The organism is Acetobacterium sp. (assembly GCF_041752335.1).
GTDB lineage: Bacteria > Bacillota > Clostridia > Eubacteriales > Eubacteriaceae > Acetobacterium.
In genome coordinates this window covers 1-17,325 of the sequence record NZ_JBGSHG010000046.1, presented here as the reverse complement: position 1 = coordinate 17,325, position 17,325 = coordinate 1, and the positions used below count along the sequence as shown (strand labels likewise).

Below are 17,325 nucleotides of genomic sequence, written 5' to 3'. Positions count from 1 at the left end.
GGTTTCCAGTTCGATATCATCATCTACAGATGCACAGACATCAATATAATCTACGCCGGCTTCGGTTTGAATCTTGGCCAGATTTTTGATAAACTCGCCATCTTTTGCGGCGATTGCTTTCGCTGTGGAAGGAATCGCACCATTGATTTTTTCTCCGATAATAATCATTTTTCAACTCCTGTGTTCGTTAGTTTTTATAAAAATTTGTGTTTTGTGGGAAGGATGGATGGTTTAGAACATTTCTTTGCTCAGCTTCTCGATGGCTTCATCACTGGCTTCGTAAACTCCCGGGAAGGAGGAAACGCCCATACCCTGGCAGGCACCAGGAATGAAATAAAGCTTTCCGCATTCATGGCATGCTCTGTTGAATTCTTCTTCAACCTGTTCTTTGGTCCATTCCGGATGATCGATGACACCGCTGTGAACGCCGCCCATAAAGGTGATCTGTCCGCCGTATTCTTTGATCATTTTAGGCATATCGTTGGTTGTCATAACACCCTGCCAGATATCAATACCCATTTCAATCATATAAGGGACTAAGGTTGCGGCGTAACTATCGCTATGATGAACAATCAATTCCACACCGTTTTCTTTATAAAATCCGTATATTTTTTTATAGGCAGGTAGGAAAAACTCTTCAAACATGGCGGGAGATAGGAAGGTTGAAATCTGACTGCCCCAATCATCATGGTGGAAAATAACTTCTGGTTTGAGGTGAGTCACTAATTCCTTAGCGTAGGCCAGCTCAAACTCGGTGATGTAGTCAATCAGTTCTTCCATTGCTTCGGGCTCTTCGTAGAAACTCATTAAAGCATCTTCCATTCCCATTAAGTAGTGGGTCAGTTCAAAAACACCCGGAGCGATAAATGCGGTAACATATTGATTGTCATGATCAACGGCTTTAGCATCGGCGATGGCTTTTTCCCAGGCTTCGGCAGGAAAGACAACGTTTGGCGCTTTGACATAGTCTCGCCATTTTGTTATGTCTTTTAGCAGGATATGATCGGCATCATGGACAGGAAAAGAACCAAGCTGACCTTCAGGCCAGCGAATGGTGACACCCCATTCATTGACAACTTCTTCGCCAATTGCAGGTTTGATACGACAAGATGGGACGCTCATGATCATTTGCATAAACTCAAATTGTTTTACAAATCGATCCGGATTTCCCCCGGTGAGGACTTCTTTTAAATTTTCTTTTACGGTTAACATTGTGTATAGCCTCCTTAAGTTTAAATAGATTGAATCATTGATTAGTTTTTTGGCTGATTTGCTGACAATCAGGTCGCTTTTGACGGCGATTACAATAAAAATAATAATTAGAGAGCAAAGCGATTAAAAAACTATATTTAGTATAAGACATTTTATTTACTGTTATTTTAGTAAATAATCTTTCATTTACTGTGATTATAAACGGTTGCAGGTTCTTTGTCAATGACTATTTTTGTAAAAGTGGCTGAGCTCATGATTATTTTATGAAAACGCAGCATATACTTAAAAAACAAGGAGCGGCGTAAAGCATGATGTTAGAAAGAAAAATTTGTGTTTCTTTTTAAGATTAAAATGAGTTGCTTTCAAAAAACAAGTTATTGAAATTATTTTCGATATTTTAATATTTTCAAGAAACTCTATAATGAAAGGGAACGTTCTAGAAAACAATAAATTACAAGGAGTAAAGGCAAATGTATATTGACCCTATTGTTGTTCAATATCCTGAATCATTGGATAAAGATCGATTTGTGATTGCCACTTACTATTGTGCGACAAAACCTGACACAAATATTATGAAATTTGCAGCAGCAATTGGCATCGAGCAGTCTTGTGGAACTTGGATAAAAGTACCCCAGGAGACAGAGGAAATTCGCGAAAGATGTATTGGCAGACTGGTGGGTGTCTATGAAACACCGGCCTATCAGATTAGTCTTCCGGAGGGGATCAAAGAGCGGCACCTGATAATACGAATTGCTTACCCATGGACGAATTTCGGTGATCAGTTTGCGATGATGTTGAGTACAGCCATTGGTGAAGTAGCTGGATCTGGAAAAGTTAAACTACTGGATCTGGAGTTCCCGGACGCTTTTCTTAAAAAGTTCAGTGGCCCTAAATTTGGAATTAAAGGGACACGGGAATTGTTGGGGGTTTATGATCGTCCCCTGCTCAACAATATGATTAAGCCCTGTACAGGTATGTCTCCAGAGGTAACGGCTGAACTGGCATATGAATCTGCAGTGGGCGGCGTGGATATTATTAAGGATGATGAACTGATTGCGAATCCTGAGCATTGTCCGCTGATCAAACGCGTTAAACATGTGATGAAAGCGCTTGAGCGGGCAGATGATGAAAAGGGAGAAAAAACCCTTTATACGGTTAACATTACAGATCGGCCGGACAAACTGAAAGAGAATGCATATAACGCCCTTGAAGCTGGAGCGAATGCGTTGATGGTCAATTATGGAACGGTCGGTTTGGATGCCACACGGATGTTAGCTGAAGACAGGGACATCAACGTTCCGATTCTGGGACATCCTGCTTTTAATGGAGCAGTCTATGAGTCTTCCTGGTCTGGGATGAGTGTTGGCCTCATTGGCGCAAAACTGCCAAGACTGGCAGGAGCAGATATGATCATTTCTTTTTCTCCTTACGGAAAATTGACCATGCTGATGGATACATTTATTGATGTGGGGTATAAGATGATTTCGCCATTAGGCAACATTAAACCGGCGTTTTCGATGCCGGGTGGCGGCACAACCCAGGGACATGTAGAGGATATTGTTAAAAAATTTGGTATTGATGTGATCATTGCCAGCGGGGCAGGTATTCATGGGCACCCAATGGGAACACGAGCTGGAGCAAAAGCCTTTCGACAAGCCATCGATGCGACCGTAAAAGGCATACCAACCGATGAAGCAGCAAAAGAAAATAGTGAACTGAGAGCTGCGGTGGAGATGTGGGGGTATTATCAGGAAGGAAAATCTGGAATTTTTGATTTAAAAGGGTGATAACCGATAAGTTTAATAGATAACAAAGGAACGGTGGAAAATGATGTATGATGTTGTAATTATCGGGGCCGGCGTAACCGGCTGCTGCATTGCCAGAGAAGTTTCAAAATATAAAGTCAATGCCTGCGTCATTGAAAAAGGGGATGATGTAGCTTCCGGTACGTCAAAGGGAAACAGTGGCGTCATCCATTCAGGTTTTGACGCAAAACCCGGAACGTTAATGGCAAAACTGAATGTAGAAGGCAACGAACTGATGTGGAAATATGCTGAGGAACTGGATTTTCCTGTGAAGCAAAATGGGGCACTGGTTGTCTGTACGGTGAAAGAAGAGCGATATAAATTGGATGATCTTTTGGAGCAGGCAATGAAAAACGGTGTTCCAGGAGTCGTGATTCTGGAACGTGATGAAGTGTTGAAGATGGAACCTAATCTGACAGATAAAACCGTTGCGGCTTTGTTTGCTCCAACGGGAGGTGTGATCTGTCCCTTTAATCTGGCAATTGCGATGGCCGAAAATGCAAACGTTAACAAAGTCGAATTCAAATTTGAAACTGAGGCACTGGATATTAAAAAAACGGATTATGGTTATGCTATTTATACCAATATGGGCGTTATCGAAACAAAAGCTGTAGTCAATGCGGCCGGAGTTTATGCTGACAAGTTTCATAACATGGTCAGCGATAAAAAAATTCATATTACAGCCAGAAAAGGTGAATATCTATTGTTTGACAAATCGTTTGGAAATGTTTTTACGGCATCGGTTTTTCCGTTGCCGGGAAAAATGGGGAAGGGGATTTTAACAGCTCCAACGCTTCATGGAAATTTGTATGTCGGACCGAGTGCCAATGACGTGGAGGATAAGGAATCGTTGAACACAACTCAGGAAGTTCTTGAGGATCTGATTGAAAAAATTAAAATAAATCACCTTTGCAAGGTTGAATTGCCTTTAAACAAGGTTATTACATCTTTCTCAGGCTTGCGCGCACATGAAGATAATCATGACTTTATCGTGGAAGAGGTTTGGGACGCGCCGTGCTTCTTTGATGCAGCAGGCATTGAATCCCCGGGTCTTACGAGTGCGCCGGCGATTGGGGTGATGTTATCCCAATTGATTGCCAAACGGCTGTGTCTTGAAGAAAAAGAAGATTTTGTACTGAGGCGGAAAGGGGTCGTGAAATTTGAAAAACTTTCAAATGAGGAAAAGAGTGAGCTTATTCGAAAAAATCCTGAATATGGTAACGTTGTTTGTCGCTGTGAAATGGTGACAGAGGGGGAAATTATCGATGCCATTTATCGGCCACTGGGCGCGAAATCTCTTGACAGCATCAAACGTCGAACACGAGCTGGCATGGGACGGTGTCAGGCAGGCTTCTGTACACCAAAAACAATGGCGATTCTTGCCAGAGAACTGGGGATTGAGATGACAGAGGTGACAAAAAAAGGTGGTCAGTCGCAGCTGCTTGTGGGCTGCAACAAGGCAGTGTGATGAAAGCGAGGTGATACAATGGAAAACTATGATGTTGTCGTAATTGGCGGCGGGCCAGCCGGACTGGCTGCTGCCGCCGCAGCAAAAAGAAATGGAATTGAACGAATTTTGATCGTCGAACGTGACCAGAGGCTTGGTGGAATCCTTAATCAGTGCATTCATAACGGCTTTGGTCTTCATACCTTTAAAGAGGAATTGACGGGACCTGAGTACGCGCAACGTTTTATCGACGAAATTAAAGCATTGAAAATCGCTTATTTGCTTAATACCATGGTAATGGATATCAATGAAGACAAAGTAATTACGATTATGAATGCAGACATTGGAGTGGTGGAAATCTCTGCTAGGGCGCTGATCCTTGCGATGGGATGCCGGGAGCGGCCCCGAGGGGCGCTAAATATTCCCGGTTATCGGCCAGCCGGAATTTTCACGGCAGGAACGGCCCAACGTCTTGTTAACATCGAGGGCTATATGCCCGGCAGAGAAGTGGTGATTCTGGGATCCGGCGATATTGGTCTGATTATGGCCAGGCGATTGACACTTGAAGGGGCACATGTAAACGTTGTATGCGAAATTATGGCTTATTCTGGGGGACTGAAACGTAACATCGTTCAGTGTTTGAATGATTTTGATATTCCGTTAAAACTCAGCCATACGGTTATTGATATAAAAGGAAGAGAACGGATCGAAGGGATTACCATTGCGGAGGTAGATGAAAACAGAAAACCAATCAAAGGTTCTGAAGAGTTTTATCCCTGTGATACCCTGTTGTTGTCGGTGGGTCTGATACCAGAAAACGAGCTGTCCAGCAAGATGAATGTTACCATCGATTCAATTACCAATGGGCCAATTGTCAGCGAGAGTTTCGAAACAAATATAGATGGGGTTTTTGCATGTGGAAATGTTCTTCATGTCCACGATCTGGTTGATTATGTTTCAGAGGAATCGGCAGCTGCCGGAAAAAACGCGGCGCAGTTTGTGAAAGGATTGTTTGTTCACAGAGATGAAAAACAGGTCATTGATGTTACAGCTCGGGAAGGAATTGCTTATACGGTGCCAAGAACGATTCAGCTGAATCGAATGGAAGATGAGCAAACTATTCGCTTCCGGGTTCGCGATGTTTATCGGGATCATTACCTCAGTGTCTATTTTGACGATCAACAAGTGCTGCATCAGAAGAAAAAGCTCATGACTCCAGGGGAAATGGAGCAGGTAAAGATTGAAAAAGCTAAGTTGCAGGAGCATCAAGGGTGTAAAACTATTTGGATTAAGGTTGAAAAGGAGTAGTTGTTGTCATGAAAAAGTCATTGATTTGCATTGGTTGTCCATTGGGATGCATGATAACGGCAAGCTTCGAAAATGGTGTTGTAATCGGAGTGGAGGGAAACATTTGTAAAAATGGATCGAAGTATGCCAAAAAAGAATTGACTAACCCTACACGCACCGTGACTTCGACGGTTAAAGTAAAAGGCGGTGACAGCCAGATGCTTTCGGTTAAAACAAAGGAAGATATCCCAAAGGAAAAAATATTGGAGTGTATATCTGCTCTAAAAGATCTAGAGTTAAATGCACCAATAGAAATCGGCGAAGTTGTACTTAAAAACGTTGCAAAGACAGGAATTGATATTATTGCAACAAAACGTATTCATTCTATATAATGACAAGACTGCAACTACATAATTTTTCATTGTATGATGCAGGATGTTATATTTCATCACAGGTAAATATTAATTAATATGAAAGGTGAAAAAAATGAAGACTAAAAAGTATGTATTGGGTATTGATTGTGGAACAACGAGTAGCAAGAGTATTGTATTTGACATTGAAGGAAATGAAATTGGATCAGGACAGGTTCTGAATCCATTAACTTATCCGTCAGCAGGTCGGGTTGAATGTGATGGACCTGAACTGATCAACACATTGTACGAAACCACCCGACTGGCGATAAGAAACAGTGGAATTGATCCAGAGGAGATTGCCGGAATCAGTTTTGATATGTTTCGCTGTACCATGGTGACACGTGATAAGGATGGGGGATTCACAACACCGATCATTATTTGGCAGGATTTGAGAAGTGCGGAAATGCTGCCAGAAATGGTCGAAATGCTTGCCGCCGGCGGAATGACACCGGATGATCTCTATGAAATGTGCGGGATGCCATTGGGACCTGTATTTCCATCGGGAAAACTCCAATGGGTTAAGAAATATATGCCAGAAGCTTATGAAAATGCAACACGAATACATACAATAATGGGTCTCATGACTAAGGCCTATGGTGCCGATGATTATTACGACGATATCAATGATACGCCTTGGTTGCAGTTGAATGGAGAAGATTTCCAATATAGTCAGAAACTATGTGATGTTTTTGGAATCGATATTAATAAGTTGGCACCCCTTCGTGAATCGGGTTCGATTATTGGGGCAGTGACTCCGGAAGTTGCAGAAAAAACTGGCCTCGCCGTTGGAACACCGCTTGTTATGGGGACTGGAGATCAACAGGCAGGTTGTGTGGGATGTGGCTGCGTAAAAGAAGGAACTGGATATGCATGTGGCGGCACAGCAGGTATTACAGCTGGTAAATCACGGGCGTTTTTACGAGATCCAGCTAAGAAATGCTATGTGCTGGGAACGCCGGATGGAGCATGGGTTATGGAAGGGCAAGCTAATTCAGCAGGAAGTGCTTTCAAGTGGTTCAAGGGAGAGTTCTGTGATGTTGAAGAACTGACGGCAAAACATCTGGGAACGGAAGTTTATAATTTCATGACAGATGCTGCCAGAAATTCACCTCCGGGAGCGAATGGATGCTTTTTCCTTCCATATCTTCAGGGAGCAAACACTCCAAACTATGAATCTAATGCGAGAGGGAACTATGTTGGGATGACGATCGCACACACCCGAAATGACATCACCCGAGCAACCATGGAAGGGATTTGCTACGATATTCGAGACATGCTTGAAGCGATGGTTGAAGGAAATGTACCTAATTTCACCACTGTACGCTTGACTGGTGGGATCTCAAGATCAAAATTCTGGTGTCAGATGCAGGCGGATATTTACAATCGACCATGTGAAACCGTTGAGGTTGAAGAAGCAACCGCTCTTGGCTGCGCCATGTTAGCAGCAGTTGGCGTTGGCATCTATAAAGATTACGATGCTGCGGCTGAAAAGATGGTAAAGGTAACTGGACATTATGAACCACATCCAGAATCAGCAGCACGGTATGAAGACGCATTTCAGACATGGAAACGAGTTTATCATGGGCTGTCTGGCGATGCATTTGACGCCGTTGCAGATTTCCAGAATAAATATCGTTAGTCTCAAGATTAAAGACCGGAAAATATTTTTCCGGTCTTTTGTGATCATTACAGAAATCGTAATCTCATTTAATCAATACTCAGAAACTTGGGAAAACAAGAGCCTTAGCCAGATGCTGATCAATAATCAGGACATCCAGTAGTTTTCCATTTATAAGGGCCTGAATAGAGGGGGCTTTTTCTGATCCTGAAGCAACGATAATTTTTTTTGGGATTTTTTTATAGGTTTCAAGCTCAATGGAAAAGGTTCGATTTTTCATTGAGGTATTGCATTCGTTTCCGTCTTTGTCAATAAAACGCAACATAATATCCGCATAGGCATTTTGACCAATTAATTCCTGAAATTCCGCTGGTTTTAGATAATTTGTAGATGCCAGCAACGTCGTCGTCATGGGGTACAATAATCCAACCCCGCTGATTGAAATGTTGATATTTTCAAACAGTGTGGTCATTTTCTGATATATTTCACTGGATTTAAGTAGTTCGAAATCCTCCGACAGTTCAAACAATCCATTTCTGCAGATGGATACATTTTTACCGCCAAATGCCATCGCTGCTCGACGGACCAGGGTTCCCACGGCTAGTTTCTCATCACAGTTGACAATGCTGCCGTGCATCGTGATGACCTTGGCGTTGGCTTTTCGGCAGGGATTCAAATACTGGATCAAATGGTACATGGTTCCGCCCCAGGTTAAGCCAATGATGTCATCGTCTGTAATAATCCGTTGAATATAACGGGCGCCTTCCAGCGCAACCATCTTTTTTATGGATAGAGCTGAGTGTTCATTTTTACTGGATAATACCGGAACAACCAGAACCTCTTGAAGTTCAGCCGTTTTTCGGATGGTTGCTTCAAGCTGTGTACACTCGAAAAAATTCGGTTCGATCTCGAATTTGACAACGTTTTCATTTATTGCACGTCTCAATAGTCGCGAGACAGTAGATTTGGAAATATTTAGAATTTCGGCAATCTGATGCATTGGTTTTCCTTCGACATAGTGCATGTACACTGCAGCATTCATGATGCAAACCGATTGGTTATAGACTTCACTTAGCATTTTATTCTCCGTTTTCAGTTTAAAGCTATTATACATATTCTAGCACTTCGTTACCTGTATTGCAAAAAAATATCAGGAAAATTAAGGAATTGAAAAAGGCAGTATAAAATGTTTGTGATCTTTCAAAAAAGAGAGATTGGAGTCTTAAGATAAGTTTTGATATCCCGAAAAAAGTCGGTGAGAGAAAATAGGGATGATTGAGTAGCTATGAATTTCCCTCCTGTTCAGGAAAGTGTTACCTTTGTCATTAATTGTAACACCATTTACAGGAGGGAAAATTTATATAGATTTGTTTAAAACCTATTAATAGCAATGGAGTGCGGTATTTTTCAAGTGCCTTTATGGTTTAATGGAGAGTAACAGATAAAAGATGTAAAAATGAAATAGCAGTAATCTGTATTCAGCAAAAAAATCAGTCGTTTTGGTGACTCTTTATATAATCTACAATCTCGTTTTTACCGACTCGATTAACGCCACTGTGTTCGACATCAAAACCAGCATCAATTTCATGGCCGAGAACCCGCGTCATCACTTCAGCGACCCTGGGGCGGCAGAAAGTTCCCTGACACCAGCCGGAGCCGGATCGGGTACGCCGTTTAATACCATCGACGGTGGTCACTGGAATACCTCGGTTCATAGCATCGATAATGGTAGCTTCTTTGACCTGTTCACAGCGGCAGATTATTTTTTCCGGGCTGGAATCAATATCCACGAATGGTTGGATTTCTTTAACCGGCTTTAATTCGGTCTTGGTAATAATAGGGGCACGATAAGGATTGAATCTGGGATCTTCTTCAAACGGACAGTTCAGCTCTCTTAAAAGGCCCAGCACCATCTCTGTAATCGCTGGTGAAGAAGTCAATCCTGGGGACTGAATACCGGCACAATTGATAAATCCGGTAACGGGGGTGGCTTCAATGATAAAGTCATCAGTGGAGCTTACCGCGCGGACACCAGTAAAGCTGCGGATAAACTGTTTAATATTTAATTTATCAGTGGTATGTTTGGCCTCGTTAAAAATTTTTAGAAGCCGTTCAGCATGGGTTGATTTATCCACGGTATTTTCATTGACTGCATCCGGCCCAATCATCAGGTTGCTGTGATAGGTTGGAGTCACAAGAATTCCTTTGCCCATTTTTGTAGGCATCTGGAACAGGACAGTATTGATAACGCTTGCTGAACCGCGAACCATTAGAATATATTCTCCGGTCCGGGGGGTAATTGTAAAAGAATCCACGCCTACCATTTGTGATACCTTATCCGCGGAAACCCCGCCGGCATTTATCACATAATGAGATTGGTAATCTTTGCCATTTTGATCGGTAAGATCAAAGCTGTCAATGTTTTTCTCAATCGCGGTGATTTCCGTATTTAAGAAAAGCTCAACACCGTTGACAATGGCATTTTCTGCCATGGCAATAGCCATTTCGTAGGGCGAACAGATGCCGGCGCCTTTACAATACAGGGCATATTTAACATCCGGGTTGACATTTGGTTCCATTGCCATGATCTGATCGTGATCGAGGATTTCTAAATCATCCAGACCGTTGGCCAGACCGTTTTCGTATAATTCATTGAGTTTCCCCAACTGTTCTTCTTCAAAGGCCAGCACCAGCGAGCCGATTTTTTCAAAACCAAAGTTCAGTTCCTTATCTAGCTGGTCAAATTGTTTTCGGCCTTTGTAACACAGGCCGCCTTTTACTTTGGCGTGGGATTCGGCAAAGCCTCCATGGACAATGGCCGAATTGGCTTTGGTTGCCCCCATGGATACATCATTTTCTTTGTCAAAAACGATAACGGATAATTTGTAACGACTTAAAGCCCGGGCAATCGATGTTCCGATTATTCCGGCTCCGATAATAGCGACATCATACATAGCAGTCTCCTTTTTTAAACAAAATTTTATGCGCTTAATTATAGGCAATGAAAATTACTATATTACATACCCATTTTCCCGGGCATCTCTCAGGAATTCATAGAAAAATTCCCGTTTCATATAGTTAAGCGCTGAGCATTCCTGCTGATTGTAGGCAAAATTCAATTTGGTTACAGCTGCTTCAAAGGAGATGTTCTCCAGGGGAATCCCACCGGCGGCAATAAGCTCCTGACAGGAAGCGTAAAGATCACCATGAATATTTTTGTAGGAGATCATATAGTGATCCACGTTGGGGTTGTTCTTAATAAACGCTAAGAGGGAAGTGCCATTTTCCCCGGTAATATTTCCGCTGCCACAATGGTATAGTGAGTGAAGCACGGCCCGGATCGGGCGTTTGTGGAGATCGATCAGTTCATAGTTCAAACCGGGATAGGCCCGCAGCGCCAGGACTTCGTTGCGAAATTCTCTAACTAAGGGGACATCATCCGATGATGGATTGTAAAGCTTGAGCATGGTTGGGTTTTTTGGTGTGGGCACGCAGCATAAGCCCCGTTGATCAAATACCCCTAACGGAGCGCCAAAACTGGTAAAGTCATCCTTCAGCCAATCGGCTTCCTGGAGCCGAGTGGCCAGGTGGACATAAGTGACATCATCGCTGTTTTTATAAATGGCGTAAAAACCGGGCAGTTTCATATTGCTGATAAATTCTACCGCTGCCGAGAAATTAGCAATGGCATTGCTGTTGGGTTCGCCGATGGCATAGTTGGCGGCCACTACAACAATGGGAATAAAAGGAGCGTCGATGCCATAAGCAAGGGCGGCAGCGGTATAGGGAAGGGTATCCGAACCATGAGCAATGATGACACCATCATAATCGCTGAATCGATGGGATTGGAGGGTTTTAATTATTTGCAGCCAGTGCTTTGGTTCAGCGTTTTCACTGAGAATATTAAAGGGACGGACGACCTCGAATTCGACTTCGCGGACGTATTGTTCTTTATGTATGGCAAGTAAGTCGTCACCGCGACGGGAATCCACATTGATACAGTGGTCGTTGACAGCACTGCCGATTGTACCCCCGGTTAATAATAATAAAATCTTGGGTGTTTTTTCCATTGTTGAGCATCCTTTCGGTAATTTAGAATAATTATAGCATCTAATCCAGGTCAGGGGAATAAAAAAAGCAAACATCCGCTGAGTGTTTGCTTTTAATAAAGATCAGTAAAATGAAAACAGGGAGTTATTACTTCATTTCATTTTGACCAAGGGTGGTGTTTTGCATATAAAGGTTGGAAAAATTAGGATCGGTGGCTAACTCGATATGGGTGGTTATCATGGGGATCTCGACACAGCGTTGGGCTTCATCCTGAGAGAGCAGGAAGAGCTGCGAACCGGTTCCGGCGCCATTGCCAATAGAGCGGATCGGCACGCCGGAAATCTCGGGAAGTAAACCGATAAACTGGGCGTTTTCGATATCGATGTAATTGCCAAAAGCACCCGCCAGGGTTATTTCCTTAAGATCTTCCGCTTTGATGCCGTATTTTTCAGTCAGCAGACAGCAACCGGTAAAGATGGCCGCCTTGGCTAACTGCACTGCCCGGACATCTTTTTGAGTGATAATCATCTCTTTGCCGTTGGGATTATCCTGATGGCGAACAAAAATAAAATAGCGCTGATTATTTTCATCCGTTTTGAAACGATCTTTCAAAGGGTGATTATCAAGATCCTCACCCTTAATAAAATTACCACGGTTATAAATCAGTTTTTCCCGGTACAGGAAGGCGATCGCATCAATGATCCCCGATCCGCAAAAGCCCAGCGGTGCAGCCCCGCCAATCACATGGCACTTTATCTGATTGTCAACCAGATCGATTTTTTCGATCGCCCCAGTGGTACCGCGCATCCCCATATGGATACCGGCACCCTCTAAAGCTGGGCCACAGGCAGTCGAAGCGACAAAATAACGATTGCGGTTACCTACGGCAATTTCACCGTTTGTTCCTAAATCGATCATTAAACGGTATTCATCATCCTTTGGCAGTCCCAGCAGAACGGCAGTCGTATCGGCGCCCACAAAGCCACCCAACAAGGGCAGAAAGGTTATTTTTCCATTGGGATTAATATTGATGTTGAGCTCTTCGGCATTGAGGACAACCATATCCCGGGTAATTCCGGTAAAAGGAGAGAGCCCTAAATGCAGGGGATTCAAGCCCAGGAAAAGATGGGCCATGGTACTGTTGCCACAGAAGACGCACTCATAAACAGCTTCAGATGGTATTTTTGATTCATAAAAAAGATTTGATAAAATATTGTTGACGGTTTCGATGATGGCGTGCTGAATACTTTTAAGGTTTTCCGGAGCTGTGGAAGCAAAATCGATGCGACTGATCACGTCTCCGCCAAAAGAAATTTGCTTATTCAGGGAAGAGTACTGGTGAATCAGAACTCCATTCGTCAGATCGTAAAGGTAGCCAACAACCGAGGTGGTGCCAATATCAAAGGCTACTCCATAGGCATTTAATGCTTCATTACCGGGAATCAGATCAATAATTTCATCATTATATAAGAAAAAATTCATCAAGGGAAAGTTTTTTTGATGAAAAACTTCAGCTGACTTTTGCATTACTTTAATAGAAGACATCTTAACTGGCATTTCAAGGACGTTCCGGATGGTTTCAAGATCGTAAGAACACATCTCCGTTTTTAAGGCCGTGATGGGGATGGTCGCCACTCTGGTTTTGGGGTTGAAACTCAACTCGCCATTTTCGGTAGTTTCCAGTATTTGTGATAAGGCCGCTTCCTTTGAAATAAGAATCGCCATATCTTCGGAAACGAGATGTTGACATCCCAGGACTTCCGAAACTAAATCGTTTTCACGAATGGTAACAAGGCATTTCTTGCAGGTTCCTTTGCCCCCGCAAACCAGGTTTTGAGGAAAACCCACCAAAGCGCATGCTTCAGCAACTGTTTTTCCAGCCTCAACCAGGATACTTTTATCCAATAATGGAAAAAAAACGCGAATAGTATTCAATGATGACATAAATTTGTCCTTTCTTAGTCATAAATTAGGGTAAAATATTACATAAGCTAATGATATTATACCCGTTAAAAATGAGATTTTCAACAACATCAAAAAATATTGACAAAAAATACAGGTAATGATAGTCTGTATATACAGGTAAAACATGATACAATAAAGATGAAAACGATATCAATTCAGGAGGTAAAGGATGATCATTATTGGAGAGAAAATAAATGGGACAATTCCAGCAGTAAAGGAAGCGATTGAAAAAAAAGATGCGAAATTTATTGCAGAACGCGCAATAAGACAGGAACAAGCAGGAGCAGATTTTATTGATGTGTGCGCCGGTACTGCACCTGAGTTGGAAGTAGAGGCATTGAAATGGCTAATGGAAGTCGTTCAGGATGCTACGGAAACCCCGCTGTGTATTGATAGTCCCAATCCACGAGTTATTGAAACAGTATTCAAACATGCGAATAAACCAGGGCTTATCAATTCTATTTCTCAGGAAGGTGATAAATGCGAAATCCTGCTTCCGCTTATGGAAGGAAATTTATGGGAGGTTATCGGACTTACTTGTGATAATAAAGGTATTCCCTGCGATGTTCAAAAAAAGGTCGAAATTGCCAGAGTCATGGTTGATAAAGCGGCAAAGTTTGGCATAATACCAGATCGCATCCATATTGATCCATGTGTGATGGCATTATCCACAAACAATGATTCGCTCCTGAATTTCACTCGGGAAATATCTGAAATAAGAGCATTATACCCATCGATTCATATCACATCTGGGTTGAGTAATATTTCATTTGGTTTGCCGGCCAGATCGCTGATGAATAAAACCTTTATGGCACTTGCCATCCAGGCTGGTATGGATTCAGCAGTGATGGATCCAACGAATAAGGATATGATGGGAACAATTTTTGCGGCTTATGCGTTGCTTGGCAAAGATAAGTACTGCCGAGTCTACAGCAAAGCATTTCGACAGGGAAAAATTGGAACATCAGAACAATAAGTTATTAATTAAGTTGTAACTCATTTAAATGGAGTTGTTGCGGTGTGAAGATTTTTTTAGCCAGCTATTGTTTTTTATCAGAGAAAATTTAGTTATTATCCTGGGTAATCAGTTCGATAAATATTTGAAATCGATTCTTAAAAATGTGGTCTGCTGACTGCATTTTTTTTGATTCGCTTAATATTATGTTTTTATTATACAAGCTTAAAGCATAATATTAAATAAAAAAACATGGCAAACTGAAAACACACTTATAAATTCTTGACGGAAATAAATGATAAACGACGTGTTTTAAAGTAAATATATGGCGATATATTACTTGAAGATGGATCGTTTGAGAAATAACAAACAATGAAAGAAAATAAATTGACTTTAATTAGAAAAATATTGACATTATTAAGAAATGATGATAATCTGAATAAAATTTGTATATACAAGTAAATAGTTGACTAGCTGCCAAAATCATCATTTACAGGTCGAATTAAAAAGGGCAAATGGAAGAGCATAAATTTTAAAAGTATAATGACTGAAGAAAGGGATGCTGAGGTGAACATGGTAAATAATTGAAAGTCAAAGGCAGTTTTTGTGAGCGAATTAGTTATCTGGAGCAAGTGAAAAAAATAGGAAAGTGAACAATAATTACAAAATAGGGGCTTTGAGTCAAAAAAATGAAAACAATGTATGGAATAAATCACTAAAAAAACAAACAAAGATAAATATATTGCGATGAAGTCCTACTAGCAAATGAATTACATGGATATTTTATGTCACAGAGTAAAATATTGTTCTGAAATTTGATGTAAACCCCGTTAATGTAAACGTTATTCCTTTTTTTTCAGTAAAAAATTGTCACATTTATTATTTGATTTTTAGAATGAAATCATATATCATAAATGCAGATGTTAAAAATTTATCAAAGTATTGGAGGAAATAATATGGGTTTTAAATCAGACATTGAGATTGCACAAGAGGCTACACCACAGGATATTCGTGTGATAGCTAAGAAATTGGGTTTAACAGAAGACGATCTGGATTTATACGGCAAGTATAAAGCAAAGGTTGATTACAATCTGTTAAAGAAAAAAAGCGACAAAAAAGCACGTTTAATCCTGACCACTGCCATCAATCCAACACCAGCCGGTGAAGGAAAGACCACTACCACAATCGGGGTTGCCGATGGTTTGGCAAAATTGGGGAAAAATACCCTGGTAGCATTAAGAGAACCTTCCTTAGGACCCGTTTTTGGGGTTAAAGGCGGAGCAGCCGGCGGCGGATACGCTCAGGTTATTCCAATGGAAGATATCAACCTGCATTTTACCGGAGACTTTCATGCCATCGGAGCCGCTAACAATTTATTAGCAGCAATGCTGGATAATCACATCAAACAAGGTAATGAATTAGGCATTGATCCCAAGAAAATCACCTGGCGACGATGTGTTGACATGAATGACCGTCAATTACGAAATATCGTTGATGGTTTGGGAACATCCGGCGATGGCTTCACCCGTGAAGATGGATTTGACATCACGGTTGCCTCTGAAGTAATGGCAGCCTTCTGTTTAGCTTCTGATATCGTTGATTTAAAAGAACGATGCGGACGCATCATTATTGGCTACAGTTTTTCAGGCGACCCGATCACCGCTGCTCAATTAAAAGCTAACGGTGCCATGGCCGCATTACTGAAAGACGCTTTAAAACCAAACCTGGTTCAAACCTTAGAAGGCACCCCCGCCTTTATTCATGGTGGACCATTTGCTAATATCGCCCACGGTTGTAATTCCGTGATCGCAACCCGTATGGCCATGCATTTTGCTGACTATGTGGTAACCGAAGGTGGATTTGGAGCCGACCTTGGCGCCGAAAAATTCCTGGATATCAAATGTCGGATGGCGAACTTAAAACCAGACGCCGTTATTATTGTCGCAACCGTCCGTGCCTTAAAACATAACGGTGGTGTAGCCAAAGCGGACTTAAACGAAGAAAACCTGGTTGCCTTGAAAGCCGGTCTGCCAAACTTGTTAAAACATGTTGAAAACATCACCCAGGTATTTAAATTACCAGCTGTTGTTGCGATCAACGAATTCCCACTGGATACCGAAGCAGAACTTGCTTTAGTGCGTGAAGAATGTAAAAAATTAGGCGTTAACGTCGCGATTTCCCAGGTCTGGGCAAAAGGCGGAGAAGGCGGAAAAGAACTGGCTTCGGAAGTCATCCGTCTGATCGATGAAAGCGAAGGAACCTTCGAATTCTGTTACGAAGACGACATGACCATCAAAGAAAAAATTGAAGCCATTGCGACCCGTATTTACGGCGCCGACGGCGTAAACTTTACTCAAATTGCCGAAAAACAGATCGAAAACATTACCAAAATGGGCTTTGATAAGGTGCCAATTTGTATGGCTAAAACCCAGTATTCCTTAACTGACGATCCCAAAGTATTCGGTCGTCCAACCGGATTCAGAATCACCGTTCGTTCTTGTAATATTTCCGCCGGAGCCGGATTTATTGTCGCTCTGACTGGTGATATCATGAAAATGCCGGGTCTGCCAAAA

12 protein-coding genes and 1 pseudogene are annotated in these 17,325 nt (G+C 41.9%); 7 read left to right on the top strand and 6 right to left on the bottom strand.

Annotated elements, in window-relative coordinates; translation table 11 throughout:
* Positions 1-168, bottom strand: a pseudogene (locus ACEW8F_RS06120) (methyltetrahydrofolate cobalamin methyltransferase); the annotation flags it as partial.
* A 63-nt stretch (positions 169-231) separates the two neighbouring features.
* Positions 232-1,212: a uroporphyrinogen decarboxylase family protein gene (locus tag ACEW8F_RS06115; RefSeq protein WP_373482587.1), complete on the bottom strand. Its 981-nt coding sequence runs from the start codon at positions 1,210-1,212 to the stop codon at positions 232-234.
* A 470-nt stretch (positions 1,213-1,682) separates the two neighbouring features.
* Between ACEW8F_RS06115 and ACEW8F_RS06110 the strand changes: the two genes are divergently transcribed.
* The 5 genes from ACEW8F_RS06110 (at position 1,683) to ACEW8F_RS06090 (ending at position 7,803) form a co-directional block, all read left to right on the top strand.
* Positions 1,683-2,999: a RuBisCO large subunit C-terminal-like domain-containing protein gene (locus ACEW8F_RS06110; RefSeq protein ID WP_373482586.1), complete on the top strand. Its 1,317-nt coding sequence runs from the start codon at positions 1,683-1,685 to the stop codon at positions 2,997-2,999.
* A gap of 43 nt (positions 3,000-3,042) precedes the next feature.
* Positions 3,043-4,485: an NAD(P)/FAD-dependent oxidoreductase gene (locus ACEW8F_RS06105; RefSeq protein WP_373482588.1), complete on the top strand. Its 1,443-nt coding sequence runs from the start codon at positions 3,043-3,045 to the stop codon at positions 4,483-4,485.
* An 18-nt stretch (positions 4,486-4,503) separates the two neighbouring features.
* Positions 4,504-5,772 carry an NAD(P)/FAD-dependent oxidoreductase gene (locus ACEW8F_RS06100; RefSeq protein WP_373482585.1) on the top strand — a complete coding sequence of 423 codons (1,269 nt, stop codon included), beginning with the start codon at positions 4,504-4,506 and terminating at the stop codon, positions 5,770-5,772.
* 8 nt (positions 5,773-5,780) lie between these two features.
* A complete protein-coding gene (locus tag ACEW8F_RS06095) occupies positions 5,781-6,143 on the top strand; it encodes a DUF1667 domain-containing protein (RefSeq protein WP_373482584.1) in 363 nt (120 codons plus the stop codon).
* A gap of 94 nt (positions 6,144-6,237) precedes the next feature.
* Complete coding sequence (locus ACEW8F_RS06090) at positions 6,238-7,803, top strand: FGGY-family carbohydrate kinase (protein ID WP_373482583.1); 1,566 nt, start codon at positions 6,238-6,240, stop codon at positions 7,801-7,803.
* Between the two features lie 79 nt (positions 7,804-7,882).
* Here the strand turns inward: ACEW8F_RS06090 and ACEW8F_RS06085 are convergent, their stop codons facing one another.
* The 4 genes from ACEW8F_RS06085 to ACEW8F_RS06070 form a co-directional block, all read right to left on the bottom strand.
* The gene (locus ACEW8F_RS06085; protein ID WP_373482582.1) at positions 7,883-8,860 is read right to left on the bottom strand and encodes a sugar-binding transcriptional regulator; all 978 of its coding nucleotides are present in this window, start codon (positions 8,858-8,860) and stop codon (positions 7,883-7,885) included.
* A gap of 412 nt (positions 8,861-9,272) precedes the next feature.
* Positions 9,273-10,736 (bottom strand): NAD(P)/FAD-dependent oxidoreductase, encoded by a 1,464-nt coding sequence (locus ACEW8F_RS06080; RefSeq protein WP_373482581.1) that lies wholly within the window; start codon positions 10,734-10,736, stop codon positions 9,273-9,275.
* A gap of 57 nt (positions 10,737-10,793) precedes the next feature.
* Entirely contained in the window at positions 10,794-11,852 is a 1,059-nt protein-coding gene (locus ACEW8F_RS06075; RefSeq protein WP_373482580.1) for an asparaginase, read from the bottom strand.
* Between the two features lie 127 nt (positions 11,853-11,979).
* On the bottom strand, positions 11,980-13,776 hold the full coding sequence (locus ACEW8F_RS06070; protein WP_373482579.1) for an ASKHA domain-containing protein: 1,797 nt from the start codon (positions 13,774-13,776) through the stop codon (positions 11,980-11,982).
* A 190-nt stretch (positions 13,777-13,966) separates the two neighbouring features.
* Here ACEW8F_RS06070 and ACEW8F_RS06065 point away from each other — a divergent pair, with 190 nt between their 5' ends.
* The gene (locus ACEW8F_RS06065) at positions 13,967-14,773 is read left to right on the top strand and encodes a methyltetrahydrofolate cobalamin methyltransferase (RefSeq protein WP_373482578.1); all 807 of its coding nucleotides are present in this window, start codon (positions 13,967-13,969) and stop codon (positions 14,771-14,773) included.
* Positions 14,774-15,708: 935 nt separating this feature from the next.
* Positions 15,709-17,325 (top strand): formate--tetrahydrofolate ligase (locus tag ACEW8F_RS06060; RefSeq protein ID WP_373482577.1); only part of this gene is annotated, 1,617 nt, incomplete at its 3' end.

What these genes read in the sequence shown, in the direction of transcription:
- ACEW8F_RS06115 (WP_373482587.1), bottom strand. Translation starts at nt 1,212, where the DNA reads ATGTTAACCGTAAAAGAAAATTTAAAAGAAGTCCTCACCGGGGGAAAT.
- ACEW8F_RS06110 (WP_373482586.1), top strand. Translation starts at nt 1,683, where the DNA reads ATGTATATTGACCCTATTGTTGTTCAATATCCTGAATCATTGGATAAA.
- ACEW8F_RS06105 (WP_373482588.1), top strand. Translation starts at nt 3,043, where the DNA reads ATGTATGATGTTGTAATTATCGGGGCCGGCGTAACCGGCTGCTGCATT.
- ACEW8F_RS06100 (WP_373482585.1), top strand. Translation starts at nt 4,504, where the DNA reads ATGGAAAACTATGATGTTGTCGTAATTGGCGGCGGGCCAGCCGGACTG.
- ACEW8F_RS06095 (WP_373482584.1), top strand. Translation starts at nt 5,781, where the DNA reads ATGAAAAAGTCATTGATTTGCATTGGTTGTCCATTGGGATGCATGATA.
- ACEW8F_RS06090 (WP_373482583.1), top strand. Translation starts at nt 6,238, where the DNA reads ATGAAGACTAAAAAGTATGTATTGGGTATTGATTGTGGAACAACGAGT.
- ACEW8F_RS06085 (WP_373482582.1), bottom strand. Translation starts at nt 8,860, where the DNA reads ATGCTAAGTGAAGTCTATAACCAATCGGTTTGCATCATGAATGCTGCA.
- ACEW8F_RS06080 (WP_373482581.1), bottom strand. Translation starts at nt 10,736, where the DNA reads ATGTATGATGTCGCTATTATCGGAGCCGGAATAATCGGAACATCGATT.
- ACEW8F_RS06075 (WP_373482580.1), bottom strand. Translation starts at nt 11,852, where the DNA reads ATGGAAAAAACACCCAAGATTTTATTATTATTAACCGGGGGTACAATC.
- ACEW8F_RS06070 (WP_373482579.1), bottom strand. Translation starts at nt 13,776, where the DNA reads ATGTCATCATTGAATACTATTCGCGTTTTTTTTCCATTATTGGATAAA.
- ACEW8F_RS06065 (WP_373482578.1), top strand. Translation starts at nt 13,967, where the DNA reads ATGATCATTATTGGAGAGAAAATAAATGGGACAATTCCAGCAGTAAAG.